Origin of the sequence: Devosia lacusdianchii (genome assembly GCF_022429625.1) — a bacterium.
GTDB classification, from domain to species: domain Bacteria; phylum Pseudomonadota; class Alphaproteobacteria; order Rhizobiales; family Devosiaceae; genus Devosia; species Devosia lacusdianchii.
In genome coordinates, this window is sequence record NZ_CP092483.1 from 4,168,599 (window position 1) to 4,194,348 (window position 25,750).

The 25,750-nt window shown below is 62.9% G+C and carries 25 protein-coding genes and 1 pseudogene; 6 read left to right on the forward strand and 20 right to left on the reverse strand.

Annotated features, from left to right (window positions below; translation table 11 throughout):
- Nucleotides 1-115: 115 nt before the first annotated feature.
- The 11 genes from MF606_RS20580 to MF606_RS20630 all read right to left on the reverse strand — a co-directional run bounded on the left by MF606_RS20580 (nt 116) and on the right by MF606_RS20630 (nt 11,594).
- Complete coding sequence (locus tag MF606_RS20580) at nt 116-2,260, reverse strand: sodium-translocating pyrophosphatase (protein ID WP_240231190.1); 2,145 nt, start codon at nt 2,258-2,260, stop codon at nt 116-118.
- A gap of 155 nt (nt 2,261-2,415) precedes the next feature.
- On the reverse strand, nt 2,416-2,856 hold the full coding sequence (locus tag MF606_RS20585) for a GNAT family N-acetyltransferase (protein ID WP_240231191.1): 441 nt from the start codon (nt 2,854-2,856) through the stop codon (nt 2,416-2,418).
- A 6-nt stretch (nt 2,857-2,862) separates the two neighbouring features.
- Entirely contained in the window at nt 2,863-3,153 is a 291-nt protein-coding gene (locus tag MF606_RS20590) for a YggT family protein (RefSeq protein WP_240231192.1), read from the reverse strand.
- Nucleotides 3,154-3,612: 459 nt separating this feature from the next.
- Nucleotides 3,613-4,221 carry a DedA family protein gene (locus MF606_RS20595; protein WP_240231193.1) on the reverse strand — a complete coding sequence of 203 codons (609 nt, stop codon included), beginning with the start codon at nt 4,219-4,221 and terminating at the stop codon, nt 3,613-3,615.
- Entirely contained in the window at nt 4,218-4,481 is a 264-nt protein-coding gene (locus MF606_RS20600; RefSeq protein ID WP_240231194.1) for a hypothetical protein, read from the reverse strand. The genes MF606_RS20595 and MF606_RS20600 overlap by 4 nt, the downstream gene beginning before the upstream one ends.
- 3 nt (nt 4,482-4,484) lie before the next feature.
- A complete protein-coding gene (typA, locus tag MF606_RS20605; RefSeq protein WP_240231195.1) occupies nt 4,485-6,299 on the reverse strand; it encodes a translational GTPase TypA in 1,815 nt (604 codons plus the stop codon).
- Between the two features lie 354 nt (nt 6,300-6,653).
- Nucleotides 6,654-7,037 (reverse strand): VOC family protein, encoded by a 384-nt coding sequence (locus MF606_RS20610; protein ID WP_240231196.1) that lies wholly within the window; start codon nt 7,035-7,037, stop codon nt 6,654-6,656.
- Nucleotides 7,034-7,429, reverse strand: a complete 396-nt coding sequence (locus MF606_RS20615; RefSeq protein ID WP_240231197.1) for a VOC family protein — start codon at nt 7,427-7,429, stop codon at nt 7,034-7,036. Before MF606_RS20615 ends, MF606_RS20610 begins: the two co-directional genes overlap by 4 nt.
- A 53-nt stretch (nt 7,430-7,482) precedes the next feature.
- A complete protein-coding gene (locus tag MF606_RS20620) occupies nt 7,483-8,070 on the reverse strand; it encodes an RNA polymerase sigma factor (RefSeq protein WP_240231198.1) in 588 nt (195 codons plus the stop codon).
- A gap of 40 nt (nt 8,071-8,110) precedes the next feature.
- Complete coding sequence (locus MF606_RS20625) at nt 8,111-10,240, reverse strand: putative bifunctional diguanylate cyclase/phosphodiesterase (RefSeq protein WP_240231199.1); 2,130 nt, start codon at nt 10,238-10,240, stop codon at nt 8,111-8,113.
- Nucleotides 10,241-10,370: 130 nt separating this feature from the next.
- Entirely contained in the window at nt 10,371-11,594 is a 1,224-nt protein-coding gene (locus MF606_RS20630) for an argininosuccinate synthase (protein WP_240231200.1), read from the reverse strand.
- A 130-nt stretch (nt 11,595-11,724) separates the two neighbouring features.
- Between MF606_RS20630 and MF606_RS20635 the strand changes: the two genes are divergently transcribed.
- The 4 genes from MF606_RS20635 to MF606_RS20650 all read left to right on the forward strand — a co-directional run bounded on the left by MF606_RS20635 (nt 11,725) and on the right by MF606_RS20650 (nt 15,567).
- Nucleotides 11,725-12,189: an Lrp/AsnC family transcriptional regulator gene (locus MF606_RS20635; RefSeq protein WP_240231201.1), complete on the forward strand. Its 465-nt coding sequence runs from the start codon at nt 11,725-11,727 to the stop codon at nt 12,187-12,189.
- Nucleotides 12,190-12,386: 197 nt separating this feature from the next.
- Nucleotides 12,387-14,444, forward strand: a complete 2,058-nt coding sequence (locus tag MF606_RS20640; protein ID WP_240231202.1) for a DUF4139 domain-containing protein — start codon at nt 12,387-12,389, stop codon at nt 14,442-14,444.
- 134 nt (nt 14,445-14,578) lie between these two features.
- Nucleotides 14,579-14,923 carry a hypothetical protein gene (locus tag MF606_RS20645; RefSeq protein WP_240231203.1) on the forward strand — a complete coding sequence of 115 codons (345 nt, stop codon included), beginning with the start codon at nt 14,579-14,581 and terminating at the stop codon, nt 14,921-14,923.
- Nucleotides 14,923-15,567 carry a LysE family translocator gene (locus tag MF606_RS20650; protein ID WP_240231204.1) on the forward strand — a complete coding sequence of 215 codons (645 nt, stop codon included), beginning with the start codon at nt 14,923-14,925 and terminating at the stop codon, nt 15,565-15,567. Before MF606_RS20645 ends, MF606_RS20650 begins: the two co-directional genes overlap by 1 nt.
- Before the next feature lies 1 nt (nt 15,568).
- Here the strand turns inward: MF606_RS20650 and rlmN are convergent, their stop codons facing one another.
- From rlmN to thpR, 4 genes are all read right to left on the reverse strand, one after another.
- Nucleotides 15,569-16,774: a dual-specificity RNA methyltransferase RlmN gene (gene rlmN, locus MF606_RS20655; RefSeq protein WP_240231205.1), complete on the reverse strand. Its 1,206-nt coding sequence runs from the start codon at nt 16,772-16,774 to the stop codon at nt 15,569-15,571.
- A gap of 223 nt (nt 16,775-16,997) precedes the next feature.
- Nucleotides 16,998-17,501 (reverse strand): invasion associated locus B family protein, encoded by a 504-nt coding sequence (locus MF606_RS20660; protein WP_240231206.1) that lies wholly within the window; start codon nt 17,499-17,501, stop codon nt 16,998-17,000.
- Nucleotides 17,502-17,588: 87 nt separating this feature from the next.
- Nucleotides 17,589-18,110 (reverse strand): invasion associated locus B family protein, encoded by a 522-nt coding sequence (locus MF606_RS20665; protein ID WP_240231207.1) that lies wholly within the window; start codon nt 18,108-18,110, stop codon nt 17,589-17,591.
- Nucleotides 18,111-18,344: 234 nt separating this feature from the next.
- Nucleotides 18,345-18,884 carry an RNA 2',3'-cyclic phosphodiesterase gene (thpR, locus tag MF606_RS20670; protein WP_240231208.1) on the reverse strand — a complete coding sequence of 180 codons (540 nt, stop codon included), beginning with the start codon at nt 18,882-18,884 and terminating at the stop codon, nt 18,345-18,347.
- A 200-nt stretch (nt 18,885-19,084) separates the two neighbouring features.
- Here thpR and MF606_RS20675 point away from each other — a divergent pair, with 200 nt between their 5' ends.
- Complete coding sequence (locus tag MF606_RS20675) at nt 19,085-19,855, forward strand: Bax inhibitor-1/YccA family protein (RefSeq protein WP_240231209.1); 771 nt, start codon at nt 19,085-19,087, stop codon at nt 19,853-19,855.
- A 100-nt stretch (nt 19,856-19,955) separates the two neighbouring features.
- On the forward strand, nt 19,956-20,453 hold the full coding sequence (locus MF606_RS20680) for a GNAT family N-acetyltransferase (protein ID WP_240231210.1): 498 nt from the start codon (nt 19,956-19,958) through the stop codon (nt 20,451-20,453).
- 75 nt (nt 20,454-20,528) lie between these two features.
- Here MF606_RS20680 and MF606_RS21735 read toward each other — a convergent pair.
- From MF606_RS21735 to acnA, 5 genes and pseudogenes are all read right to left on the reverse strand, one after another.
- Nucleotides 20,529-20,972, reverse strand: a pseudogene (locus tag MF606_RS21735) (GNAT family N-acetyltransferase); the annotation flags it as partial.
- A gap of 1 nt (nt 20,973) precedes the next feature.
- Nucleotides 20,974-21,321: a DUF2794 domain-containing protein gene (locus MF606_RS20685; RefSeq protein ID WP_240233905.1), complete on the reverse strand. Its 348-nt coding sequence runs from the start codon at nt 21,319-21,321 to the stop codon at nt 20,974-20,976.
- A 333-nt stretch (nt 21,322-21,654) separates the two neighbouring features.
- Nucleotides 21,655-22,392: a DUF1223 domain-containing protein gene (locus MF606_RS20690; protein ID WP_240231211.1), complete on the reverse strand. Its 738-nt coding sequence runs from the start codon at nt 22,390-22,392 to the stop codon at nt 21,655-21,657.
- A 116-nt stretch (nt 22,393-22,508) separates the two neighbouring features.
- On the reverse strand, nt 22,509-22,847 hold the full coding sequence (locus tag MF606_RS20695; RefSeq protein ID WP_240233906.1) for a GIY-YIG nuclease family protein: 339 nt from the start codon (nt 22,845-22,847) through the stop codon (nt 22,509-22,511).
- 170 nt (nt 22,848-23,017) lie between these two features.
- Nucleotides 23,018-25,690, reverse strand: a complete 2,673-nt coding sequence (gene acnA / locus MF606_RS20700; RefSeq protein WP_240231212.1) for an aconitate hydratase AcnA — start codon at nt 25,688-25,690, stop codon at nt 23,018-23,020.
- Nucleotides 25,691-25,750: the final 60 nt, after the last annotated feature.

The following is a 25,750-nucleotide window of genomic DNA, read 5'->3' on the forward strand; positions in this document are numbered from 1 at the left end:
CCTTCTTGGGTCCTTCCGCAAATACAGCGAGTCGGAGGGCGAGTTGAGTAGTTTTGGATAAAGGCCCAGGATCACTCCCGGACCTTCTTCAGTTTCAGTCGAGGCAGATGCCTCGCTACCCCAGATGCGCCAGCACCGCCAACAGTAGCAACGCCACAATATTGGTGATCTTGATCATAGGGTTCACGGCCGGGCCGGCCGTGTCCTTATAGGGGTCGCCGACGGTGTCGCCGGTGACCGAAGCCTTGTGGGCGTCTGACCCCTTGTGGTGGGTGACGCCGTGGCTGTCGGTGAAACCGTCCTCGAAGCTCTTCTTGGCATTGTCCCAGGCGCCACCGCCGGCGGTCATGGAGATGGCGACGAAGAGGCCGGTGACGATGACGCCCATGAGCATGGCGCCAAGGGCCGAGAAGCCGGCGGCGGGGCCGGCGATCCAGTTGATCACGAAGAACACCACGATCGGCGAGAGCACCGGCAGCAGGCTCGGCACGATCATTTCCTTGATCGCGGCCTTGGTCAGCATGTCGACGGCCCGGCCGTAATCGGGCTTTTCGGTGCCGGCCATGATGCCCGGGCGTTCCTTGAACTGGCGGCGCACTTCCACCACCACCGATTGCGCAGCGCGGCCCACGGCGGTCATGCTCATGCCGCCGAAGAGGAAGGGCAAGAGGCCACCGAACAACAGGCCAACCACGACATAGGGATCGGCCAGCGAGAAGGTGAGCGTGCCCATGCCCTGGAAGATGGCGGGGGCATCGGGCAGCGACGAGAAGTAGATCAGGTCCTGCGTATAGGCGGCGAACAGCACCAGGGCGCCGAGGCCCGCCGAGCCGATGGCATAGCCCTTGGTGACGGCCTTGGTGGTGTTGCCGACGGCATCGAGCGCGTCGGTATTGTGGCGCACTTCCTTGTCGAGACCGGCCATTTCCGCGATGCCGCCGGCATTGTCGGTGACCGGGCCGAAGGCGTCGAGCGCCACGACGATACCGGCCAAAGCCAGCATGGTCGCCACGGCGAAGGCGATGCCGAACAGGCCCGCAATCGAGTAGGTGACGATGATGCCGGCGATGATCACCAGGGCCGGCAGCGCCGTCGATTCCAGCGAAACCGCGAGGCCCTGGATGACGTTGGTGCCATGGCCGGTGACCGAGGCTTCGGCGATGGAGTTGACGGGACGGCGGCCCGTGCCGGTGTAGTATTCGGTGATGACGATGATGAGGCCGGTAATGACCAGGCCGACCACGCCGCACCAGAAGAGGCTCATGGGCGTAAAGGTCTTGTCATTGGCGGCAATCTCGACATTGAGGTCGCCGAAAACGAACCACAGCACCGGCAGCAGCACGATCAGCGACAGCACGCCGGTGGCGATGATGCCCTTGTAGAGCGCGCCCATAATATTGTTGGAGGCGCCGAGCTTGACGAAGTATGTCCCGATGATCGAGGTGACGACGCAGGCGCCGCCAATGGCCAGCGGCAGCACCATGCCCATCAGCTTGAAGGCGTCGGGCAGGATGATGGCGGCCAGCACCATGGTGGCGACGATGGTCACCACATAGGTTTCGAACAGGTCGGCCGCCATGCCGGCGCAGTCGCCGACATTGTCGCCGACGTTATCGGCAATGGTGGCCGGGTTGCGCGGATCGTCTTCGGGAATGCCGGCCTCGACCTTGCCCACCATGTCGCCGCCAACGTCGGCACCCTTGGTGAAGATGCCGCCGCCCAGACGCGCAAAGATGGAAATCAGCGAAGCGCCGAAGGAGAGCGCAACCAGCGCATCGATGACGGTGCGGCTGGTGGGCGCAAAGCCCAGCATCTGGGTCAGCACGATGAAATAGAGGGTAACGCCGAGGAGGCCGAGCCCCGCCACCAGCATGCCCGTCACCGCGCCCGACTTGAAGGCCAGGTCGAGCCCCTTGGCCAGCGAGCTCGTCGCCGCCTGGGCGACGCGCACGTTGGCGCGCACCGAGACGTTCATGCCGATGAAGCCGGCGGCACCCGAGAGCACGGCGCCGAGCAGAAAGCCGATGGCGGCGTAAATGCCCAGCAGGAAGAAGGCGGCGATCAGGATGACCACGCCGACAATGCCGATCGTGGTGTATTGCCGCTTGAGATAGGCCGATGCCCCTTCCCGGACGGCTGCCGAGATTTCCTGCATGCGGGCCGATCCGCTATCGGCGGCAAGCAATTGCTGGGTGGTGATCACCCCGTAGACGATGGACAGAGCGCCGCATACGACGATCAGCCAGAGTGCCAAAGTCATAGAAAGTCCCTCTAGATTTCCTCCAGGGACTCGACTGCTTGCCCTTGCCGGTCCTCCAACCGCGCAAAAGCCTGCCCTCCTACGAGCCCCTTCCGGGGACGGAGCTTAGCCAGATTGATCGCTTAAGCAATGGATATTGCGATGATTTGTCGCGGTTACTGCTTGCGGTAGAGGTCGGCCTTGATGATCGCCATGGTCCGATCGGGATAGGGCAGCGGCACGAAGCCATATTGCGCATAGAGGGCGTGCGCGTCGAGCGTCACCAGCAGGAAGCGGCGCAGCGTCTGCAGGTCTGGATGCGCGAAGATCGTCTCTAGCAGTGCCTTGCCCAAACCGCGACGCTGTTGACCGGGGTCGATGAACACATCGGCCAGGTAGGCGAAGGTCGCCCGATCGGTAATGACGCGGGCAAAACCGACCTGGGCGCCGTCAGGTCCGTACACCCCGAACGGGATCGAATTGGCGATCGAGCGGGCGACGATATCGCGTGGGATGCCGGCGGCCCAATAGCTCACCTCGCTCAGATAGCGATGGACGTAATCGACGTCGATCCGATCCGGATCGGCCGAAACCTCGTAGCCCTCAGGCAGCGGCATCGGCGCTTAGAACACGTTGGGATAGATGTAATAGATAATCACCCGCTCGATGAAGAAGATGATGATGAACAGGATAATCGGGCTGAGATCGAGGCCCGACAGGTTGGGCATGATCTTGCGGATCGGTCGCAGCACCGGTTCGGTCAGCTGATTGAGCACACGCCACAGGCCGGCGACGAATTGGTTGCGGGTATTGATCACGTTGAACGAGATCAGCCAGCTCATGACGATCATGGCAAGCACGACCCACCAATAGAGCTGGAGGATCAGAAGGATGATGTCGAGCACGGCGCGCATTTGCGTCTCCGGAAAAGGATCGCGAATTATCTAATGGGTAGCAGGCCTTGCGACAAGGGCAGGCACAAAAGCATGAGAGCCTCGCTCCGGTCGCACGGAACGAGGCCCCAATGACTGACATCCGGTACGCAACACAAATTCCGGACACGCACTTCATTGCACGAAGCGTGCCAAGTCGGCGCGGTCCGGAAACCGGGCACCAGAGATTAAAGTGTTGTGAACATTCGCATTTTGCTGGTGATGCTGCCTCGCAAAATGCGAGGGGAATCGCATTTTGCGAGAAATCTCAGTCGACACCCTCCCCCTTGTGGGGAGGAATCAAGGGTGGGGGTGAGTCACACACACTGAGTTCTCGGAGAGATACCCCCACCCTGCTCGATTTAACGGACTTAGCAAACGCTAAGTCCTATCTCGCTGCCCTCCCCACAAGGGGGAGGGTGGACGACTGATGGCCTTGAGTTACGAGGGCGCCTTGCTCGGCTTCCAGGTGGCAACCTTGAGCAGGTACAACACCACGACCAGTGCCAGGACGATGTAGGTCAGCGGGTCGAGCACCACTTCGATCGTCTCGTAATGCTCGTGCAGGATATAGCCGGCCAGGGTGAGGAAGGTGTTCCAGATCAGCGCGCCCACGGTCGAGGCGGCGAGGAACATGGGCAGGCTCATGCGAGCAAGCCCGGCCGGGATGGAAATCAGCGTGCGGATGATCGGCATCAGCCGGCCGAACAGTACGATGATCGGGCCGAAACGGGTGAACCAGCTGACGGCCAAGTCGATCTCGTCGGCATTGAAGGCCATGATGCGGCCGAAACGGTCAGCCAGCCAGCGCACACGCTTAAGGCCGAACAGCCGCCCGGCAAAATACCAGGGCAGCATGCCAACGACCGCGCCGAAGGTTGCCGTGGCGATGACGCCATAGAGGTTGAGGTCGCCATTGGCGGCGGCAAAGCCGGCAAATGGGATGATCAGTTCGGACGGGATCGGCGGAAAGATCGATTCAGCCAGCATGACCAGGAAAATGCCGACATAGCCGAGGTCGGTGATGATCTGGATGATCCAGTCGGTCATGCGCTCGTTTCCGTAGTGATGGTCAGAAATTGGCGGGCTGCTTCCTCTTCAACCCAGCGGGTCAGATGCCGCAGCTTGGCCGCCTTCACATCCCTGATGCTGAAGCGGTTGGTCGATCGGTCAACTTCGTCGATATCGACCGATCCCAGCTTGTTGTCCCGCACCCACCCGAAGACTGTCTCGCCAAAATTGCGAAACTGGTGCGTAAGCGGCCCATAGGCGTCCGGTTGTCCCTCGAGGTGAACGACAACCGTCGCCAATGCTCAAGCCGACTTGGCGGCGCGGCTCATGCGCTTGCGGTCATTGGGGTCGAGCCAGATCTTGCGCAGGCGGATCGACTTGGGGGTCACTTCCACATACTCGTCTTCGGCGATGTAACCGAGGCTCTGTTCCAGCGTCAGCTTCTTGGGCGTGGTCAGGCGCACCGCTTCGTCCTTGGACGTGGTGCGGATATTGGTGAGCTGCTTGCCCTTGAGCGCGTTCACTTCCAGGTCGTTATCGCGGCTATGCTCGCCGATGATCATGCCTTCGTAGATGTCGACGCCGGCGTCGATCATGATCGGGCCGCGGTCTTCAAGGTTCCACAGCGCGAAGGCCACGGACTGGCCGGTGCCGTTGGAGATCAAGACGCCGGTGCGGCGGCCTGGCAGATCGCCCTTGAACGGCACGAAGGAGTGGAACAGGCGGTTGAAGATGGCGGTGCCGCGGGTATCGCTCAGCAGTTCCGGCTGGTAGCCGATCAGCGAGCGAGTGGGCACCAGCAGCTGGATGCGGGTGCGGCCGACGCCGGACGGACGCATGTCGGTCAGCTCGCCCTTGCGCTCGGTGAGCTTCTGCACGACCGTGCCGGTGAACTCGTCATCGACGTCGATGATGACTTCCTCGACCGGCTCCAGCTTTTCGCCATTCTCTTCCTTGAACAGCACCTTGGGGCGACCGATGGTCAGCTCAAACCCTTCGCGGCGCATGTTTTCGATCAGCACGGCGAGCTGCAATTCGCCACGACCGGCTACGTCATAGGAATCGTTGTCGTCGCCGGGGGTGACGCGGATCGCCACATTGCCTTCGGCTTCGCGGAACAGGCGCTCGCGGATGACGCGCGACTGCACCTTGTCGCCTTCACGACCGGCCAGTGGGCCATCATTGATGCGGAAGGTCACCGACAGGGTCGGCGGATCGATCGGCTTGGATTCGATCGGCTTGGTGACCGAGGTCGCGCAGAGCGTGTCGGCCACGGTCGAAGTCACGAGACCGGCAATGGCGACGATGTCACCGGCTTCGCCGATATCAACAGGGGTGCGCTCGAGGCCACGGAAGGCCAGAACCTTGGAGACGCGGCCCTTTTCGACTTCCTTGCCTTCACGATTGAGCGTGTGGATGGGGTCGTTCGACTTGACCGAACCCGACGTGATGCGGCCGGTGAGGATACGACCCAGGAACGGGTTGCGCTCGATGGTGGTGACCAGCATGCGGAAGGCGCCTTCTTCGACGGCAGGCTCCGGCACGTGTTCGATGACCTTGTCGAGCAGCGGGCCGAGGTCATTCTTGGGGCCTTCCGGCTCCAGCGCCATCCAGCCCTGCTTGGCCGAACCGTAGAGTACCGGGAAATCGAGCTGCTCGGGCGAGGCGTCGAGGGCGATGAACAGGTCGAAGATTTCTTCGAGCACTTCCAGGTGCCGTTCATCGGCCTTGTCGATCTTGTTGATCGCCACGATTGGACGCAGGCCCTGCGCCAAAGCCTTGCCGAGCACGAACTTGGTCTGCGGCATCGGGCCTTCGGCCGCGTCGACCAGGATCACCACACCATCGACCATGCTGAGGATGCGCTCGACTTCACCGCCAAAGTCGGCGTGGCCGGGGGTGTCGACGATATTGATGCGGGTGTCCTTCCACAGCAGGGAGGTCACCTTGGCCAGGATGGTGATGCCGCGCTCGCGCTCGATGTCATTGCTGTCCATGGCGCGTTCTTCGACGCGCTCGTTCTCGCGGAACGAACCGGACTGCTTGAGCAGGACGTCGATCAGCGTGGTCTTGCCGTGGTCAACGTGGGCGATGATGGCGATATTGCGCAGGGACATAGAGATCAGCCTCTTTGGCATGATCCCAGAACCGGCTCCGCATCTGATTGAAGCGGACTGCAGCGGAACGAACCATGCGGGAAACAAACACGCGCCAACCCTCGGCCGGAACCGAAGTGGCGCATTTGACGGCTGCCATACAGGAAGATGACGTTTCCCACAAGCGCGGGGCACGCAAGGGTGGTTTGCGGGCTTCGAGCCGTCCCGCAGGGCAAATCGCTCCAGTGGAGCGATTTGAGGCGAGAAGGCCATGAGAGCTATGCTCGAATGGCGGGGCCGCGATGTGTCCGCTCGCTCGATCGTCACCCTCGGGCTTGACCCGAGGGTGACGCCTGGTGTGAGCGATTGCCTCGCCTACTTCAGCGACCGCGGCTTGTCTTCCGACTGGTAGAGCCCAAGGCCAAAGCCATCCGGGTCCAGAAAGTCGGCGCTCCAGCCGCCGGGAGCCTCCGAGACCGGGGTGACGATGGTGACGCCCTTGCTGACGAGGTCGGCGACGACGTCGTCTATGCCGCCATCGCTCACCTCGAAGATCACGGCCGGCGTGTTGCCGCGCACACCTTCGAGCTGGAAGAAGACCATGTCCGGCCCGCCTTCCAGCCGGCCCTGCAGCCAGAAGGGCTCCATGCCCTCCATGCGCTCAAGGCCAAGGTTGAGCGTTTCGTTGTAGAAGGTCTCGGTGCGGGCGATGTCGGCCACGTAGAAGACGATGCTGGCGCTTTTTGGCTTGAAGGTCATGGTGTGCTCTCCTTGAGCGACAGGGGTTTGCTGGCGGGTTGATAGAGACCCAGCATATGTGCGTCCGGATCGAGGAGGACGGCGCCTTTGCCCCCGGGCGCCTCGCCCACCGGGGAGACGATGGTCACGCCCTGGCCGGCAAGTCCCGCTACCACGTCGGCTATGCCACCCTCGGCGAGGGTGAAGGTCACCAGCGGACTGGTGCCGGGACGCGGCGTGCCCCGCATGAAGCTCATGCTGAAATCGGGGCGGAGACGAAGAAAGAGCAGGCGGCCCTCCCCCGCCCCGCGGTGCTCAAAGACGAAGCCGAACGCATCGCGATAGAAGCGTTCAGTGCGATCGAGATCGCTGCAGTGATAGACCGGGCAGGTCTCCGATGGTTTGGCGAGCATGGCAGTCCCTTTTGATGCCGTCCTTGTCTGGACGCATCACCCTGTTGCCGGGCTCACGGCGTTTGTGAGCGCCGCACGAGAAAAAGATGTCCGTCCGGATCGTGGCTTGCAAACATCCCGCCGTGACGGACCAGTGCCGGCAGCAGCGCATCGCGGATGCGGCCATAGGCCAGATCGAGGTTGAGGCCGGGAAGCCCATCCGGCGCGACCAGGCCACGGGCCCGCAAATGCCGCTTCAGCGCGCTAACGCGCTGGCGCAGGGCGGTATCCGGCAGATCGAGCAGATAGGCGATTTCACGCCGGTTATGGCCGGTAAGCACCAAGGCAGCGAATGTCTTGAGCGCCGGCGGCAGCCCGGCCAGCGTTTCGGACAGAGATCCGGCCTCTTGCGGGTCGGCATCGCGGCTGGCTTGCCAATCATGGTCGCGAAACCGGCGGCGTCGGGCCGAACGGCTGGCCATGCGAGCCCGGTTGCGCACCACGCCGGTCAGCCAGCGCCCGTTTTCGGGATCGGCCAGGTCCTGCCGGCCCGCTTCTATGGCGATGACCAGCGCCTCCTGCACCACGTCTTCGACGGCGCTGGCATCGGTGCCCTGGCGGCGAGCCACGGCGCAAAGTTGGGCGTAAAGGCGTTGGCGCATACGGCAAATCTCGCAAAGCCACCAAGCAAACGCAACGGCGTCAGGAGGCCCGCTTGCGCTCCACCTGCAGCTTGACCATGTCGGAATGCAGCAGGTTGGCCAAAGCCGCCGGCGGCAGGGGCGGCGAGAACAGGAAGCCCTGTACCTCGGTAGCGCCATGCGCCCGCACCAGTTCGAGCTGTTCCTCGGTTTCGACGCCTTCGGTCGTGGTCGTCATGCCCAGGCTGCGGCCGAGCCCGATCACCGCCTGGATGATCGCCTGGCTGTCCTTGCGGCTGGTCAGATCGCGCATGAAGGAGCGGTCGATCTTGATCTTGTCGAACGGGAAGGAGCTCAGATAGCTCAGCGACGAATAGCCCGTGCCGAAATCGTCCATCGAAATGCGCACGCCCATCGCCCGCAGCTCGTGCAGCGCCTTGAGCGTGGTTTCGTTTTCCGACAGCAGCAGCGACTCGGTGATTTCGAGCTCCAGCCGTGTGGCGGAAACGCGGGCCTCGGCCAGCGCCGATTTGACCGTGGCGACCAGGTCGCGATGTTTGAACTGCATCGGCGACAGGTTGACCGCGACGCGCACATCGCCCGGCCAGGTCGCGGCGGTCTTCAGCGCCTCGCGCAAAACCCACTCGCCAATAGCGACGATGAGCCCGGTTTCCTCGGCAATGGGAATGAATTCGACCGGCGAAATGGTCCGGTCCTCGTGGTCCCAGCGCAACAGGGCCTCGACGCAGGTCACCCGGTTTTCCTCAAGCCCCAGCAGCGGCTGGAACACCAGGCGCAGCTCGTTGCGCTGCAAGGCCAGGCGCAGGCCCGCCTCGATCGAGCGGCGCTGCTGGAGGTCGGCATCCATGCCGGCTTCGAAGAAGTGGTAGGTCGAACGCCCCTCGCTCTTGGCCTTGTAGAGCGCAAGATCGGCATTCTTGACCAGGGTATCGGTCTTGATGCCGTCGCCGGGGCCCACCGCAATGCCGACGCTGGCGCCGATCTCGATCTGCTGGCCCCCGATATGCATGGGGGCGCCGATCGCCTTGATGATGCGGTCAGCCACCTTGGCGGCGTCGGCCACGTTTTCGACCGGCCGCATCAATAGCGCGAACTCGTCGCCGCCAAGGCGCGCCAGGACATCGGTTTCGCGCGTCGTGCCCCAAAGCCGTGCCGAAGCCTGCTTGATGACCTCGTCACCGACGGCGTGGCCCAGCGTATCGTTGACCGCCTTGAAATGGTCGAGGTCGATATAGAGCACGGCGGCCATTTCGCCCCGGCTGAGGCCGGTCTCGGTCTTGGCCATCTGCTCGAGGAATTCGATGCGGTTGGGCAGGTCGGTCAGGGCGTCATGCCGCGCCAGGTGGCGGATGCGCGCCTCGTTCTGCCGCTGCTCGGTAATGTCTTCGTGCGTACTGACCCAGCCGCCATCCTTCATCGGATGGTGCTGCATCATGATGGTGCGGTTATTGAGTTCGTGGATGTTCTTGCCGTATTCGCGCCGATTGATGACGTCGCGGCGCCAGGCGATATACTCTTCCCGCGTGCCGCCGGCACTCATGCCCACATCGAACAGGTGGCTGAGAATATCTTCGAGATGCGTGCCCGGCCTGAGCAGCTTGTCTGGGAGGTCATAGATGCGCGCATAGGGCTCGTTGCAGATGACCAGCCGCCCCTTGGCGTCCATCATGCACAGGCCCTGGCTGATATTATTGACCGCCGCATCGAGCCTTATATTCTGGCGTTCCAGCTCCAGCTTGCGCTTTTGCACCACTTCGGTGCGGGCGATCTCGTCGGTGATATCCTCATGCGTCACCACCCAGCCCAGCGCTGTCGAATAGACATGCGCCGTCTCGATGGTTCGGCCGCCATGCACCACTTCCTGGCTCTTGGTACGCGCCCCGCTGCGATTGGCGAGCAGGTCGGCGGTATAGCTTTCGTAGAACTCGGCCGCGCTCTGATCGGGGTGGTTGCCCATCTGGGCCGAGAGCTGCACCACCTCTTCGAGGCTCATGCCGCGATAAACCGCGTCGGAGGCAAAGCCGTAGATATCGCGCCAGTTCTTGTTCCACATGACGAGGCGGAACTGGGGCGACCATACGCAAAAGCCGTAGGGGATGTTCTCGAGCGCGGCATCGAGCAACAAAGCCTCAGCCATCTCGCTCAAGCTGCCAGCGTCTTCTGCTCGCACCAGCCGTTTCTCCCGTCCCAATGCTTTCTGCATGACGCTGGCGGGAACGCTAATTCGTTCACGTTAAGGAGCGATTAACTCGTAGCTGGTTGGCCGCGGGAGAATCCCGCGAGCCAACTCTTTAGCAAGGCTACTTGCCGGCCTTCTTGTTCCGCGCCGCATAGGTCTTGAGACGCAGGCCATTGAGGCGGATGAAGCCCTCCGCGTCCTTGTGATCATAGGCCACGGCACCCTCTTCGAAGGTCACCAGATCCATCGAATAGAGCGAATAGGGCGAGGTGCGGGCGATGACGCTGGCCTGGCCCTTGTAGAGCTTGACCGTGACCTCGCCGGTGACGAATTGCTGGCTCTTGTCGATCAGCGCCTGCAGCATTTCGCGCTCGGGCGCAAACCAGAAGCCATTGTAGATCAGCTCGGCATATTTGGGCATCAGCTCATCCTTGAGATGGGCCTCACCACGATCGAGCGTGATGGATTCGATGCCGCGATGCGCCACCAGCATGATGGTGCCGCCGGGAGTCTCGTAGAGGCCGCGCGACTTCATGCCGACAAAGCGGTTTTCCACCAGATCCAGCCGGCCAACGCCATGCTTGCCGCCCAGCTCATTGAGCTTGGTGAGCAAAGCGGCGGGGCTGAGCTTGACGCCATTGACCGAAACCGGATCGCCCTTTTCGTAGCCGATGGTGATGATCTCGGCCTGATCGGGGGCCTTTTCCGGATCGACGGTGCGCTGGGCGACATAGTCGGGCGCCGGCACCGCCGGGTCTTCCAGCACCATGCCTTCGGAGGAGGTGTGCAGCAGGTTGGCGTCAACCGAAAACGGGGCCTCGCCGCGCTTGTCCTTGGCAATCGGGATCTGGTTGGCTTCGGCATAGGCCAGGAGGGCCGTGCGGCTGCGCAGGTCCCATTCGCGCCACGGCGCGATCACCTTGATCGAGGGATCAAGCGCATTTGCCGTTAGTTCGAACCGCACCTGGTCATTGCCCTTGCCGGTGGCACCATGGGAAATGGCATCGGCGCCGGTTTCCTGCGCAATTTCCACCAGGCGCTTGGCGATCAGCGGGCGGGCGATCGAGGTGCCGAGCAGGTAGACGCCCTCATAGACCGCATTGGCGCGGAACATCGGGAACACGAAGTCGCGCACGAATTCCTCGCGCAGATCCTCGATGCGGATATCCTTGATGCCGAACATTTCGGCCTTCTTGCGCGCCGGCTCGAGCTCTTCGCCCTGACCCAGATCGGCGGTGAAGGTCACCACCTCGCAATTATAAGTCTCTTGCAGCCATTTGAGGATGATCGAGGTATCGAGGCCGCCCGAATAGGCCAGCACGACCTTCTTGATGTCTTTTGCCATTGGAAATCCGCTCCCGGTTCTGGATTGGCGACAAGATAGACCAGTCATTGCGCAATGAACTTGCGATTATCGCTCTTCTGGCGCAGTCTTTGGCATATTCTACCAACTATTATGATCAAGGCGGCTTATCGTGCCAGAAATGCTCGACACCATCGACCGTCGGATCCTGCGAGCATTGCAGCGCAATGCCCGCATGTCCAATGTCGAGCTGGCCAATGAGGTTGGCCTGTCACCCTCTCCCTGCCTGCGCCGGGTCAAGCTCCTCGAGGATCGCGGCATCATCGACCAGTATACCGCGGTGCTGAACGGACCCGCCCTGGGCCTCGGCCTGACGGTGTTCGCCCGCATCTGGTTCAAGACACAGGACGCCGAGACCACCAACCAGTTCGCCGAGACGGTCCGCAAATACCCCGAAGTGGTCGAATGCTATCTCACGACCGGTGAATGTGATGCGATCATGCGCATCGTGACGGCAGACCTTCATGCCTATTGGCGGTTCCAGTCCGACCACCTGATGCGCATCCCCAGCGTGCAGAGCGTCAAGACCGACGTGCCGATGGAAACCATCAAACGCAGCCATCAACTGCCGCTCTAGAGTCTGTTGAGATCGTTTGGTCTAGCCCGTTCCACAGTCGTGGCGTTTCGTTTTTGAGCCCGTTCCAGACCTGAATCCCGACACGTTATGGAGCGCCCCGACAATTCTTCAAACTTTCTTCCGCTCGCCACCCAAGGAACACAGATCGGGCGGCGTCTTAAGGTCTGAGCTTTCGAAAACACGTGAGGGATCACATCATGAGCAATCGCAAATCGGGCCGCACCGGGCATCGGCAGAAAATCAAGGCGCGCAGCAAGGCGGCGCCCCAGCTTCGGCTGCTGCTATCCGGCATCTGCGTCGCGGTCACCATTCCCGTCGGACTGGTTCAGGCACAGGAAGGCGAGGCCTATCGCATCGAAGCGGTGACGCTTTCCTCCGGTGGTCTGGCCGAAGTGCGCCGCAGCATCATGCTGGACGACGCCGCCGCGCTCGGTTTCGACGTGCCGCTCGACCAGATCGACGACATCCTCAAGAGCCTCCTGGTCTACGATCCGGCCGGCGGCGTCGCGGCCATTACCCTCGATGGTCCGACCCCGATCGAGGAGACCTTCCGCGGCCTGCCCTTCACTCCCGATGACCTGACCGCGCTGCCGCGCCTGCTGGGCACGCTCCAGGGTGTGCCGGTGAAGGTATCGTCGGGTGGACGGACGGTCGAAGGCATGGTGCTGGGCGTCGAGACGACGGCCAGCGTCGAAACCGAAGGCGAAGAGCCTGCCCCGCTGCTTTCCGTCATCACCGAAGCCGGCCAGCTGCTGACCATCCGCCTCCGTGCCGATACCGAACTCGACATTCTCGACGAAGCCGTGCGCGACAGCCTGCGCCAGGCCGCTTTGGTCAGCGGCCAGGGTCGCGTGGCCGGCATGCGCACCATCATGGTCGGGCTTGACGGCACCGGCCCGCGCGAGGTCGAGCTCGACTATGTCGTGCCCGCTCCGGTGTGGAAGACCGCCTATCGGCTGGTTCTCGATGCGGATGGCGTGGCGCGCCTCCAGGCCTGGGCTGTCATCGAAAATGCGTCCGGCGACGATTGGTCCGATGTCGAGGTGACGCTCTCCTCCGGCGCCCCGGTGACGCTGGCCCAGCGGCTCTACCAGCGCTACTGGCATCAGCGGCCCGAAGTGCCGGTTTTCGCCCAGACCATCGCCCCGACCGACCCGGACGTCTATCGCGAGGCCGATGCCGAGCAGCTCTACGCGTTGGGAAGCGCTGAAATGTCGGACTCCCTGCGCATGATTGCGGGGTCCGCGGCCGTCCCGGCACCCATTGCCATGGCGCCGTCGGCACCGGTAGCGGTGGCCCAAGCCGGCGAGGGCGTCGCTGCGGCGACTTACGTCCTCCCCATGCCCATCGACCTGCCCGCTGGCCAGACCATGTCGGTGCCGTTCATCGACGCGCAACTCACCGCCGAGCGCATCTCCCTGTTCCAGCCGGAGCGCGGCGAGGTGCACCCGATCGCCACCCTGCGGCTGGAAAACACCACCGGCGCCAGCCTGCCGCCCGGCATCGTCACCGTCTATGCCCCGCAGGAGGAAGGCTATGCCGGCGATGCCCAACTGGCCAATGTGCCCCAGGGCGAAACCCGCATGATCAGCTTCGCCGCCGACCGCAAGGTGGAAGTCACCACCGAGTATGGCGGCGAGCAAACCGCCTATCGCGCCACGCTCGCCGATGGCCTGCTGCGCGTGACCAGCACGACCCGCGCCAACACGACCTATGCCATATCAGGCGCCACAGATGCACCGCGCACCGTCGTGATCGAGCAGCCGCGCCAGTCGGGCTGGACCCTGTCGTCCGACGCCCTCGAGACGACCACCCCGACCCACTACCGGCTCGAGGCCAAGCTTGAGGCCGGCGGCACGGCCAAGGTCGTTGCCACCATGGAGCGCACGGACCTGCAGAGCATCGCCCTCATCGATACCGACGCCGATACGCTGTTCTATTGGGTGGACCAGCTCGGCGACACGGACACGGCCACGGCGCTGACCCAACTGGCCGAAGCCCGCCAGGACATCTCCCGCGCCGAGATCGCGCTGGCTGACCTGGTGCAGGAGCTCGACATTCTTGTCGATGGCCAGTCGCGCATTCGCGACAATCTCTCTGCCGTCCCGCCCGACAGCAGCCTCGCCAAGCGCTATCTCGAAGCGCTCGAAGCCGACGAAGACCGCATCGCCGAGCTCGACACGCGCCGCCAGGAGGCCGAGCAGGCCCTTGCGCAACTGAATGAGGCTTTCCGCCAGCAGGTCAGCCAGATCTAAGAGCAAGACGCGACGGAGGCGGACGCCGCATAATGCAGCGCCCGCCTCGCCGTTACTGCCGCGGCGCCACCCTGTTCAAGCCATCGCCGCCGTGCAATTGTCGGGTCAGGACTTTTGACCCCGGTCAGCACGCCATGACTTGGCTTACCCGCGCCGCCATTCTCATCTGCATTCCGGCGCTGACCGCCCCGGCGGCGGCACTGGAAGGCCGGACCTATGCCTGCACCAATATCATGGGTGGCAATCCATTCCGGCTGGTGGTCGGTGAGAGCGGCTACACCGTCGAGACTCTGCCCGAATCCTATGAAACGCTGAGCGGCGAAGGCAATATCAGCCGTGGCATGGGCGTGGCCATTGACGTCACTTCCGGTCCCTTGCTCGACGACTGGAAGATCGACAGCCTGATCGAAATGTCCGGCGGCAACCTGGTCCTGTCAGGCGACGATGGCCTGCGCGAATGTGAGAAGTCGAAATTCTGATGAACTTTGTGCCCGATCTATCCGTCATTCTCGCCTTTGCCGTAGCGACCATTGTACTGGCGATCACCCCGGGACCCGACATGGCGCTGCAAATGTCGCGCGCCATCAACTATGGCCGCAGCCACGGCTTCGCCACCGCCGCAGGCGCCATGACCGGCATTCTGGTCCATACCTGCCTTGTGGCGCTTGGCATATCGGTGCTGATCGTTGCGGCGCCAGCCGCTTTCCTCGTGCTCAAGGTCGCCGGGGCGCTCTATCTGCTGTGGCTGGCCTGGCAGGCTATCACCCAAGGCGGCGGCTTGCGCATCGCGCAGAAAGCCGCGAAAGCGCCGACCGTAGCGCAGAGCTACCTGACAGGGGTCGGTATCAACCTGCTCAACCCCAAGGTTGTGCTGTTCTTCATGACCTTCCTGCCGCAATTCGTTGATCGTCACGACCCGGCGGCAGGACAGAAACTATTCTTCCTCGGCGCGGAGTTCATCGTGGTGTCGATCCCGCTCGCCGTGTTGACCGTTTTTGCAGCCGAACGCCTAGCCGCCCTGCTGGTGCGCAGCGTCTGGGTGCAACGCGCATTGAACTGGAGCTTTGCGGCGGTGTTCACGGCCTTCGCCGCGACCATCCTGTTTGCTGAGGCAAAGAAGTAGGCTACCCCGCCAGCGCCTCGCGGTCCTTCTTGCTCAGGCGCTCGGTTTCGCTCTTGAGCTGGCCGCATGCCGCGAAGATATCGCGGCCGCGCGGGGTGCGGACGGGGCTGGCATAGCCGGCTTTGTTGACGATATCGGCGAAGCGCTCGATGCGCGACGAGGGCGAGGTGCCGTAGTTCGCGCCCGGCCACGGGTTGAACGGGATCAGGTTGATCTTGGCCGGGATGCCGGCCAAGAGGCGCACCAGTTCGCGGGCTTCGGCGTCGCTGTCATTGATGCCGTCGAGCATCACATATTCGAAGGTGATGCGGCGGGCATTGGAAAGGCCGGGATAGTTGCGGCAGGCTTCCAGGAGCTCTTCGAGCGGCCACTTCTTGTTGATCGGCACCAGCACGTCGCGCAGATCATTGTTGGTAGCATGCAGCGAAATGGCCAGCATGACGTCGATCTCGCGCCCGGTCGGTTCGATATAGGGCACGACGCCCGAGGTCGAGAGCGTGATGCGGCGCTTACTAAGGCTCATGCCGTCGCCAGCCGAGGCGATCAGCAGCGCCTGCTTGACGTTGTCGTAATTGTAGAGCGGCTCGCCCATGCCCATCATCACGATATTGGTGATGGCGCGGGTCTCGCCCGAGGGCACGAGCCCGCCGTCATCGGGACGCGAACCGCCAGGGAAATCGCCGAGACGCTCGCGCGCCATCAGGATCTGGCCGAGGATTTCGCCCGCCGTGAGATTGCGCACCAGCTTCTGCGTGCCGGTATGGCAGAACGAGCAGGTGAGCGTGCAGCCAACCTGTGAAGAGACGCACAGCGTCCCGCGATCCTGCTCTGGGATATAGACGGTTTCAACCTCGACCGGCGGATAGTTCGGATTGGCCGGATCGCGGAAGCGGAACAGCCACTTGCGCGTGCCATCGGATGACACCTGCTCGGTGACGATCTCGGGGCGATCGAGGATGAAGGTATCGGCCAGCTTCTGCCGCACCGGCTTGGCCACATTGGTCATGCGGTCGAAATCGGTGGTGCCGTTGACATAGAGCCAGTTCCACAGCTGGCTGGCGCGCATGCGCGCTTCCTTGTCGGCGGCAATGCCGGCCGTAGTCAGCGCCTCGGCCAGCTGCGGCTTGCTGAGACCGATCAGCGACGGACGGCTGGCCGCGGCGGGGCGGGTCGCGGTCGAATGGTCGAGGTTCAGCGCAATGCTCATGGCGTGGCAAAAGGGTCCGGACGTGTGGGATTGGCGCGGCCAATAGCATATGGGCAGGATTAACGCAAAGTCACCGTGCCGGGAGGGAGCTTTGCGCAGGCGCACCGCATGCTCGATCGTCACCCTCGGGCTTGACCCGAGGGCTCTACACCTACCGAACCATCGCTAAGTGCAGTGTCCTCGGGTCAAGCCCGAGGATGACGCTTCGTGGCTGTGGCAAGCGTCAGCAGCCCGAGCCGACCGATTGCTGCGCCGCTGTCGCGCCGGACAACGAATAGTTCTGCGTCACCTTGATGCCGGCAGCGGTCGTGCCTTCGATCACCATGGACGAGCCGGCACGGATGGCGCTGGCGAGTGCCGCGGACTGGCCGGCATCGTCAAGCCAGGCGGCGTCGTTCTGGGTGAAGAGGTTGAAGCTCTGCCCACCGACATTGACGGTGGCGACGCTATCGGGCTGGAAGGCGAAGCCGGCAACCAGGTTGAACTCGCCGGCGACGCTCTCGCCCGGCCGGTCGGTAATGTAGACATAGGCCTGGGTATAGCCATCGGGCGTCGGGGTGACGCTTTCCGGCTTGGTCATGGCAAAGCACACATCGCCCGATGCATCGCTGGCGGCATAGCTTGACCAGGCGCGGTGTTCGCCGAGCAGCCGCACCTGCTGCGCGCTGGCGGCGCTGGTCAGGGCCAGGGAAGTGAGCAGGGCAATCGCCACGGCGGGTTTGATCATCGGGGCCTCAAAAGACGAAGGGCGAGGAGCCTTGCGGCCCCCGCCCAGTTATGAAGGATCGCCCGCTAGGGGCAACCCTGAAAATGACTACTTGCAGGCCGCGTCGATGGCGTTCATCGCCGCCGTGGCCCCGCTCAGCGAATAGGTATCGGTGGTGTTGGTGCCACGCTGGCTGGTGCCCTTGATGACCAGGTTGCTGCCGGCCTTGAAGGCTTGCACGAACCCGCTCTCGTCGCCGGTCGAGGCGAGCCAGGCAGCCGACCCTTCGGTGACCATCGGATAGGCCTTGCCATCGATGGCGGCGCTGGCGCCGGCATTGGTGGCGTTGAACGGGTAGCCGATAATGGTCTGCACTTCGTTCTTGGTGCCCATCCCCTTGCGGTGAATGATCATGAAGTGGATCGGGTCGCGGTTGGCGCCTGCCGGCTCACTCTTGCCCGGCGTCGCCGAGACATAGCAGATCACTCCGCTCGCATCGGTCGCCTGCCAGGCGGTCCAGGCATTGAAGGTGCCGAGCTCGGTCGCCTGCTGCGCCTGTGCGGCAGGAGCCAGAGCCATGATCGCGCCGACCGCGAGCCCAAGGACAAGGCCACCGGTTTTCGTCGTCATCGCCAAATCTTCCTCATCTTGAAGGTCCCGATTCTGGGGAGCTGCCCGCGAAGTCTGCCCCAAGCATGGTTACCAAGGTGTCAAACGCCGCCGCGTCCAACCGTATTTGCTTCAATTGCGAGCCAATCGCGGCGGCAATTTGACGTGCGGAGCCAGGTTCGTTCCGGTTTGCGCCGCCAGGGTTAAGATTGTGCTAACAGTTGCGTGACCGTGATCGCGCTGGCGCAATCGAGATCAGGCCGCCAGCGGATAGGACTGCTCGACCACATAGGGCCCGCCGCCGACCGAATCCTTGCTTGAAAACAAAACGAAGCGGCCGACCGGGAAGGTCAGCGGCTCGAACCGGCCTGCCTCGGCGATGAACCGGGCCACTTCCATGGCGCTGGCGCCGCGCAGCCGGGCCAGTGAAACATGCGGCACGAACTTGCGGCCATCGGGCGGCAACCCGGCCCGTTGCAGCACCCGCTCCTGCGCCGCCTGCAGCCGGGTCAGCATGTCGCTGGACTCGACGCCGGCATAAAGCGCGCGCGGCTTATCACCGCCAAACGTGCCCAGATGGGTCAGCCGGATCGAAAACCGCATGGAATTGGCCAGCCGGTCGAGACTATCGGCCACTTCATCGGCGGTCTGATGATCGACATCGCCGATGAATCTCAACGTAATGTGATAATTCTCGGCATCGATCCAGCGGGCGCCGGTGAGCCCGCCGCGCTTCAAAGAAAGCGCAAATCCCACGTCGGCCGGGATTTCGAGGCCGGTAAAGAGCCGGGGCATGAGGCCCTCCTCTTCCTAAGGATCACTACGCGATTCGACCTCGACCGTAGCACAAGCGCTCCCGACGGCCAGTCGATTCGTCGCACGCCCCCATCAAGTCTTGTAAACATTTGGGCCTGCATCCATATTGTCCGGCAAGTGGCAACCAATGCCCACCGGCGGTGCAATAGCCGCTTCTTAATTGGGAAAGGAAACCGACTATGGCTGAATATGACCGTCAGACCCTCGGTGCGCGGGCCGGCTCGGCCTTGGCCATCGACGAGGGCCTCCGCAGCTACATGCTGCGCGTTTACAATTACATGGGCGTTGGCCTGGTCGTGACCGGCCTGGCTGCGTGGTTTGCCGCCGCTGCCGCCGTCACCACCAATCCTGACGCCGCCGTCGGCCAGCTCGCCAATGGCCAGCTGGTGACCCAGTGGGGCGCCCTGCTCTATGCAAGCCCGCTGCAATGGGTCGTGATGCTCGCTCCCCTGGCCTTCGTGCTGGTGCTGAGCTTCGGCATCAACAAGCTCTCGGTGCCGGCTGCACAGGCCGTGTTCTGGGCCTTCGCGGCCATTATGGGCGTGTCGCTGAGCTCGATCTTCCTGGTCTATACCGACGCGTCGATCGCCAAGGTGTTCTTCATCACCGCCGCGACCTTTGGTGCCATGAGCCTTTACGGCTACACCACCAAGCGTGACCTGACCCAGATGGGTTCGTTCCTGATGATGGGCCTGATCGGCCTGATCATCGCCTCGGTGGTCAACATCTTCATGCAGTCGTCCATGCTCGAATTCGCCATCTCGGCGGTCGGCGTGCTGATCTTCGTGGGCCTCACCGCCTACGATACGCAGAAGATCAAGGAAGGCTACGACGAGTCTCACGGCCACGAAGTTCTGGCCAAGGGCGCCATCATGGGCGCGCTGAGCCTCTACCTCGACTTCATCAACCTGTTCATGATGCTGCTCCGCCTGTTCGGCAATCGCGAGTAAGCACCGGGTCCCTTGATCGCAGAATCAAGGAATTTGGTTGGACGACAATTCGGACCGCAGCCTACAAAGGCTGCGGTCCTTTCTTTTTGCCGAGCCTGCCGTGTCCGATATCCAATTGCGCCCGTTCCGCTGGTCTGACGTGACCGCCATCACCGCGATTTACAAGCACTACGTCGATACGACCGCGATCACCTTCGATACCGAGGCGCCGGGCGAACCGGCCATGGCCGAAAAATTCGGCCACCTGGTAGCACTCGGCCATCCGCTGATCATCGCCGAACGGGCTGGACAGGTGCTGGGCTATGCCTATGCCTCGACCTATCGCCCGCGACCGGCTTACCGTTTCACCTGCGAGGACTCGATCTATCTCGACCCCGCCGCCACCGGCCAGGGCCTGGGCCGGATCATGCTGACCGAGCTCATCGCCCAGTCGCGCGCCTTCGGCTTCAGGCAGATGATCGCCGTCATCACCGCGGAAACGGCCAATTCGATCGCCATCCACGAAAAATTCGGCTTCCGCCATGTCGGCCGCTATGACGCGGTGGGCTTCAAGTTCGATCGCTGGCTCGACATCGTCCATCTGCAGCTGGCGCTCTAGGCCGTGGCATGGATAGTACGGAGCAAAGCGCTGAGCCTGCCAGCGGCTAGGGCAGCAATGGCTGCGCATAGGATAGCCATTGACCATGCGGCCAGTGGCCTGCGGGCCATAGACCAGCCAGCCCCGGTTTTCATAGAATGCTCTGGCTGTGATGGTGCTTTCCAATCGCCCTTCCCTGTGCCCCATCGCAACGATCGCCGCTTCAAGCCGCTCCAGCATGGCGCTGCTGACGCCGGTGAAGCGGGCGGAAGGCGCGACATAGTTGAGGCTGATCGCGCCGCCTGACGTTACCGCCCCGACCGCCACAACCTGACCGTGTCGCTCGGCCACATAGATCTGCTGGTCCGGATTGGCCAGCGTCGCGGCGACGCCCGCCTCGGTCTTGTTCCGCGTCCAGGCGGCAATGGCGTCGGCTCCGCCATGATGGTCGGCGGCGCAGAGTTCGGTGATCGAGGCGGTCAGCACCGCGCTCATGGCGGGCACGTCCGAGGGAATGGCCCGGCGGATTGCCAGGGTCATACTATCCCACTACCGCCAGTTGCGGATCGAGGACGCGGAGCACCTGGCCCAGCTCATGGCCGCGCTTGAGAATGCGTCCCTGCTGGTTGGTGACTGAGTATTGCCCCTGCCTGTTGCGCAGGCGCGGTGACTTTTCGACGATGAACAGCGGGCGTTCCGACACACGCGCATAGATCGAAAACACCGCGCGATCGCGCAAAAAGTCCATGGCGTAGTCGCGCCATTCGCCCAGCCCGACCTTGCGGCCATAGACGTTGAGGATCAGCGCCAGCTCCTTGCGGTCGAAGGCGACGATAGCAGGGATTTTGCTGGATGCGGCATTTGCCGAGGGCTCGCCGGCATGCACCAGCGAGAGCGGAACGCTTCTGTCGTTCGGCGTGCGACCCTGCACCGTTCCGATGAACTCCACTTGTCAACGCTATGTCATGATTGCGGCATTCGCGATGCGATGCAAGGGCGTCGAGCAGGCAAATGCGCTGGGGTGAAATTCCCCATTTCGGTCACACTTTGTCCCTGAACGCGCCAGATTGGTCCGCCAGGGTACAGCCATTGCCTCCAGTGGCTGGCATCCGGGCCGACCGAGCCCCCAAACCTTGACGCCCGGGTGTCAGCCGCCCCTATTAGTTAGTTGACCAGTCAGTCTCTATCCCGTCCTTGCCCCCAAGGACGGGATTTTTTCTGCCTAGCGCTCAAAGGCCGCCGCGCCCAGAATCGGGCCTGGCAGCCCGTCGCGCTCCTGCTGCACGATAACGGCGATGCCGGTGCTGGTATCGGCCAACACTTCGGGAATAGGCAGCTTGATAGTGGCGCCGGTCGTGGCTTCCCACATGCCCAGCACCTGGCGGTTGGTTACCACCTGCGTGTAGACCATGGACTTGCCGGCATTATCACCGGTATCGATGTTGACATCGGCGCGGTCGAGATAGGTGACCATCCACACCACCGCATTCTCCAGCGTGGTATTGGGCGGAATGGCGATCTTGAGCATGTCGCCGTCGCGCACGACATCAACCGATAGTGGCAGGCTCGCTTCGGCAAGAGCGCCATGCACCTCGCCCCGGCGCGAGCCGACGACGCCCTTGGCGCCATTGACCACCATTTGCGGCGTATAGATGCGCGACGAGCCCCAGCTTTCGGCGTAAGCCCGCTGGCGATCGGAGTAATCGGCATTGCCGAACGTATCCTGCCAGCCGACATAGTCCCAGTAATCGACGTGATAGGCGAGCGCCACCACATCCTCATCCTCGGCTAGGCTGGTGAGCAATGCATCGGCCGGCGGGCATGATGCGCAGCCCTGGCTGGTAAACAACTCCACCACCGCCTTGGGCCGCACCCGCGTGCTGTCGGCGCTAGCCGGATGGACCAGGAACGCGAGCGCAATGACGCCGAGAATGGTGCTGGAAAAGGGTCGGAAAGTCATGGGCACGGTTGTAAGCCGCCCCCGACGACGCCCGCCAGTCAAAAGAGGGTGAGAGGCGGAGATTCTCGGGGGGCGTGGAGCGGAGGCGTGCCACTGGCCTCACACCACCCCGGATGTCACCCCGGCCTTGAGCCGGGGCCCATCCCGAGATCTGGTGGCTGAGGCCCGATGATATCCCACCACAAGTCCCGCCAATCCGGATTGCTCGCCTCGACGAGCTCCTCCTTCCACGGTCTCAGCCACGTCTTCACGCGCTTTTCACGCAGAATTGCCGCCTCAATGTCGGTATGTGTTTCAAACCACACGAGGTGCTTGCAGCCGTGCCGTTTCGTGAATCCGGCGGCCACGCCTTCGCGGTGCTCATGCGTCCTTCGCACCAAATCGTTGGTCACGCCCACATAGAGCGTTCCGCGTTTTCGGTTTGCGAGGATGTAGACGTAGTAAGAGCACTCCATAGATGCAGCCAAGCATGCCGCCCTCGGCTCGGCAACCGGCATCCCAGGATGGGCCCCGCCTCAAGGCCGGGGTGACATCGAGTTTGGGTTGGCGCTCGAGATCAGCGCCGGCCACCGACACCCCGACATGCCTGAGTAGGCCGCCATTCTGTATCGGGAAACGCCGTAGCTTACGCGGCGACGAGGCTGCGCAGCACGTAGTGCAGGATGCCGCCATTCTTGTAGTAATCGAGCTCGTTGGCCGTATCGATGCGGCAGCGGGTTTCGACGTTGAGCACCGAGCCATCGGCACGGGTGATCTTGACGGTAACCATGGCGCGCGGCGCGATCTCGGTGACGCCTTCGATGTCCACGGTCTCGCTGCCATCGAGGCCCAGCGTCTGCCAGCTCTCGCCGTCTTTGAACTGCAGCGGGATGACGCCCATGCCGACCAGGTTCGAGCGATGGATGCGCTCGAAGGACTGAGCGATCACGGCGCGCACGCCCAGCAGGTTCGTGCCCTTGGCGGCCCAGTCACGCGAGGAACCGGTGCCATATTCCTTGCCGGCAAAGATCACCAGCGGCGTGCCGGCGGCCTGATAGGCCATGGCGGCGTCGTAAATGGCCATCTGCGAGCCATCGGGACCCTTGGTATAGCCACCCTCGACGCCCGGGAGCATCTGGTTCTTGATGCGGATATTGGCGAAGGTGCCGCGCATCATCACTTCATGATTACCGCGGCGAGCGCCATAGGAGTTGAAATCGCGCGGCGCGACCTGCCGCTCTTCGAGATACTTGCCGGCAGGCGTGGTCGCCTTGAACGAACCGGCCGGAGAGATGTGGTCGGTAGTGATCGAGTCGAGGAACAGCGCCAGCACCTTGGCCTTCTCGACATTGGTGATGGGCTTGGGCGTCATCGTCATGCCTTCGAAATAGGGCGGGTTCTGCACATAGGTCGACGATGCGTTCCAGCCATAGGTTTCGCCACCTTCGATCTGGATGCCCTGCCAATTGGTGTCGCCCTTGAAGACGTCCGAATAACGCCCCTGGAACATTTCCTTGGTCACGTGCTTGCGCACGATCTCGGCGACCTCATGGTTCGAGGGCCAGATATCTTTCAGGTAAACCGGCTTGCCGTCCTTGGAGGTGCCGATCGGATCCTTGGTGATATCGATCTTCATCGAGCCCGCGATCGCGTAAGCAACCACAAGCGGCGGGGATGCCAGGAAGTTCGCCTTCACATCCGGGTTCACGCGGCCTTCGAAATTGCGGTTGCCTGATAGCACCGAGGCGGCGACCAGGTCGCCTGAATGCACGGCCTTGGAAATCTCCACCGGCAGCGGGCCGGAATTGCCGATGCAGGTGGTGCAGCCATAGCCGACCAGGTTGAAGCCGATGGCATCGAGGTCTTCCGAGAGCCCGGCGCTATCGAGATAGTCGGTGACCACCTGCGAGCCGGGGGCCAGCGAGGTCTTGACCCAGGGTTTGGAATCAAGGCCCAGCGCCCGCGCCTTGCGGGCGACGAGGCCGGCCGCGACCAGCACCGACGGGTTCGAGGTATTGGTGCACGAGGTGATGGCGGCAATCACGACATCGCCGTGGCCGATTGCATAGTCCGTGCCTTCGACCGGAACCTTCGGATCGTCACTCTTGCCGAATTCCTTGGGCAGGGCGGCAGCGAAAGCGGCCTTGGCATTGTCGAGCGCGATACGATCCTGCGGGCGCTTGGGGCCCGAGATCGAGGGCACGACAGTGGTGAGATCGAGTTCGAGCGTCGAGGTGAAGACCGGGTCCGGCGAATTGGTTTCGCGGAACATGCCCTGTGCCTTGGAATAGGCTTCGACCAGCGCCACGCGATCGGCATCACGGCCGGAAGTGATAAGGTATTTGAGTGTATCGGCATCTACGGGGAAGTAGCCGCAGGTGGCGCCGTATTCAGGGGCCATGTTGGCGATAGTCGCCTGGTCCTCAAGGCTGAGATAATCGAGGCCCGGGCCGTAGAATTCCACGAACTTGCCGACGACGCCCTTCTTGCGCAGCATTTCGGTGACCGTCAGCACCAGGTCGGTGGCGGTAATGCCCTCATTGATCTTGCCGGTCAGTTTGAAGCCGACGACCTCGGGGATCAGCATGGTGATCGGCTGGCCGAGCATGGCGGCCTCGGCCTCGATACCGCCCACGCCCCAGCCGAGCACGGCCAAGCCGTTGACCATGGTCGTGTGCGAGTCGGTGCCGACAAGCGTATCGGGATAGGCGATTGTTTCGCCGTCCTCGTCCTTGGTCCAGACCGTCTGGGCCAAGTATTCGAGGTTCACCTGATGGCAGATGCCGGTGCCCGGCGGTACCACGCGGAAATTGTCGAAGGCCGACTGGCCCCAGCGCAGGAACTCGTAGCGTTCGCCATTGCGCTCGTATTCGAGCTCAACATTTTGCGCAAAGGCCAGCGGCGTGCCGAAACTGTCCACCATGACCGAGTGATCGATGACCAGATCGACCGGCACCAGCGGGTTGATCTTCTGCGGATCTGCGCCGAGCTTGGCGGTGGCGTCACGCATGGCGGCCAGATCGACCACGGCGGGTACGCCGGTAAAGTCCTGCATCAGCACACGGGCCGGGCGGTAGGAGATTTCGTGCTCGCTGGTGCGGGTAACCAGCCAGGTGGCCACAGCCTCGATATCGGCCTTGGTAACGGTGCGGTTATCCTCGAAGCGCAGCAGGTTTTCGAGCACCACTTTCATCGAGCCGGGCAGTGCCGAGACACCCTTGAGGCCGTTCTTTTCGGCTTCGGCGATGGAATAATAGGTGTAGGTCTTGCCGCCGACCGTGAGTTTTGATTTCGACTTGAAGCTGTTTACCGAGGTCATGGTGTTCGGCCCTAATCTTATGGGTTGCGGCAGGCGCGCCGGCCCGGACGAGACCGTCCG

Excerpts from the sequence above, each read along its gene's own strand:
- MF606_RS20580 (WP_240231190.1), bottom strand. The coding sequence starts at position 2,260 with ATGACTTTGGCACTCTGGCTGATCGTCGTATGCGGCGCTCTGTCCATC.
- MF606_RS20585 (WP_240231191.1), bottom strand. The coding sequence starts at position 2,856 with ATGCCGCTGCCTGAGGGCTACGAGGTTTCGGCCGATCCGGATCGGATC.
- MF606_RS20590 (WP_240231192.1), bottom strand. The coding sequence starts at position 3,153 with ATGCGCGCCGTGCTCGACATCATCCTTCTGATCCTCCAGCTCTATTGG.
- MF606_RS20595 (WP_240231193.1), bottom strand. The coding sequence starts at position 4,221 with ATGACCGACTGGATCATCCAGATCATCACCGACCTCGGCTATGTCGGC.
- typA (WP_240231195.1), bottom strand. The coding sequence starts at position 6,299 with ATGTCCCTGCGCAATATCGCCATCATCGCCCACGTTGACCACGGCAAG.
- MF606_RS20610 (WP_240231196.1), bottom strand. The coding sequence starts at position 7,037 with ATGACCTTCAAGCCAAAAAGCGCCAGCATCGTCTTCTACGTGGCCGAC.
- MF606_RS20615 (WP_240231197.1), bottom strand. The coding sequence starts at position 7,429 with ATGCTCGCCAAACCATCGGAGACCTGCCCGGTCTATCACTGCAGCGAT.
- MF606_RS20620 (WP_240231198.1), bottom strand. The coding sequence starts at position 8,070 with ATGCGCCAACGCCTTTACGCCCAACTTTGCGCCGTGGCTCGCCGCCAG.
- MF606_RS20630 (WP_240231200.1), bottom strand. The coding sequence starts at position 11,594 with ATGGCAAAAGACATCAAGAAGGTCGTGCTGGCCTATTCGGGCGGCCTC.
- MF606_RS20640 (WP_240231202.1), top strand. The coding sequence starts at position 12,387 with ATGAGCAATCGCAAATCGGGCCGCACCGGGCATCGGCAGAAAATCAAG.
- MF606_RS20645 (WP_240231203.1), top strand. The coding sequence starts at position 14,579 with ATGACTTGGCTTACCCGCGCCGCCATTCTCATCTGCATTCCGGCGCTG.
- MF606_RS20650 (WP_240231204.1), top strand. The coding sequence starts at position 14,923 with ATGAACTTTGTGCCCGATCTATCCGTCATTCTCGCCTTTGCCGTAGCG.
- rlmN (WP_240231205.1), bottom strand. The coding sequence starts at position 16,774 with ATGAGCATTGCGCTGAACCTCGACCATTCGACCGCGACCCGCCCCGCC.
- MF606_RS20660 (WP_240231206.1), bottom strand. The coding sequence starts at position 17,501 with ATGATCAAACCCGCCGTGGCGATTGCCCTGCTCACTTCCCTGGCCCTG.
- MF606_RS20665 (WP_240231207.1), bottom strand. The coding sequence starts at position 18,110 with ATGACGACGAAAACCGGTGGCCTTGTCCTTGGGCTCGCGGTCGGCGCG.
- thpR (WP_240231208.1), bottom strand. The coding sequence starts at position 18,884 with ATGCCCCGGCTCTTTACCGGCCTCGAAATCCCGGCCGACGTGGGATTT.
- MF606_RS20675 (WP_240231209.1), top strand. The coding sequence starts at position 19,085 with ATGGCTGAATATGACCGTCAGACCCTCGGTGCGCGGGCCGGCTCGGCC.
- MF606_RS20690 (WP_240231211.1), bottom strand. The coding sequence starts at position 22,392 with ATGACTTTCCGACCCTTTTCCAGCACCATTCTCGGCGTCATTGCGCTC.
- MF606_RS20695 (WP_240233906.1), bottom strand. The coding sequence starts at position 22,847 with ATGGAGTGCTCTTACTACGTCTACATCCTCGCAAACCGAAAACGCGGA.
- acnA (WP_240231212.1), bottom strand. The coding sequence starts at position 25,690 with ATGACCTCGGTAAACAGCTTCAAGTCGAAATCAAAACTCACGGTCGGC.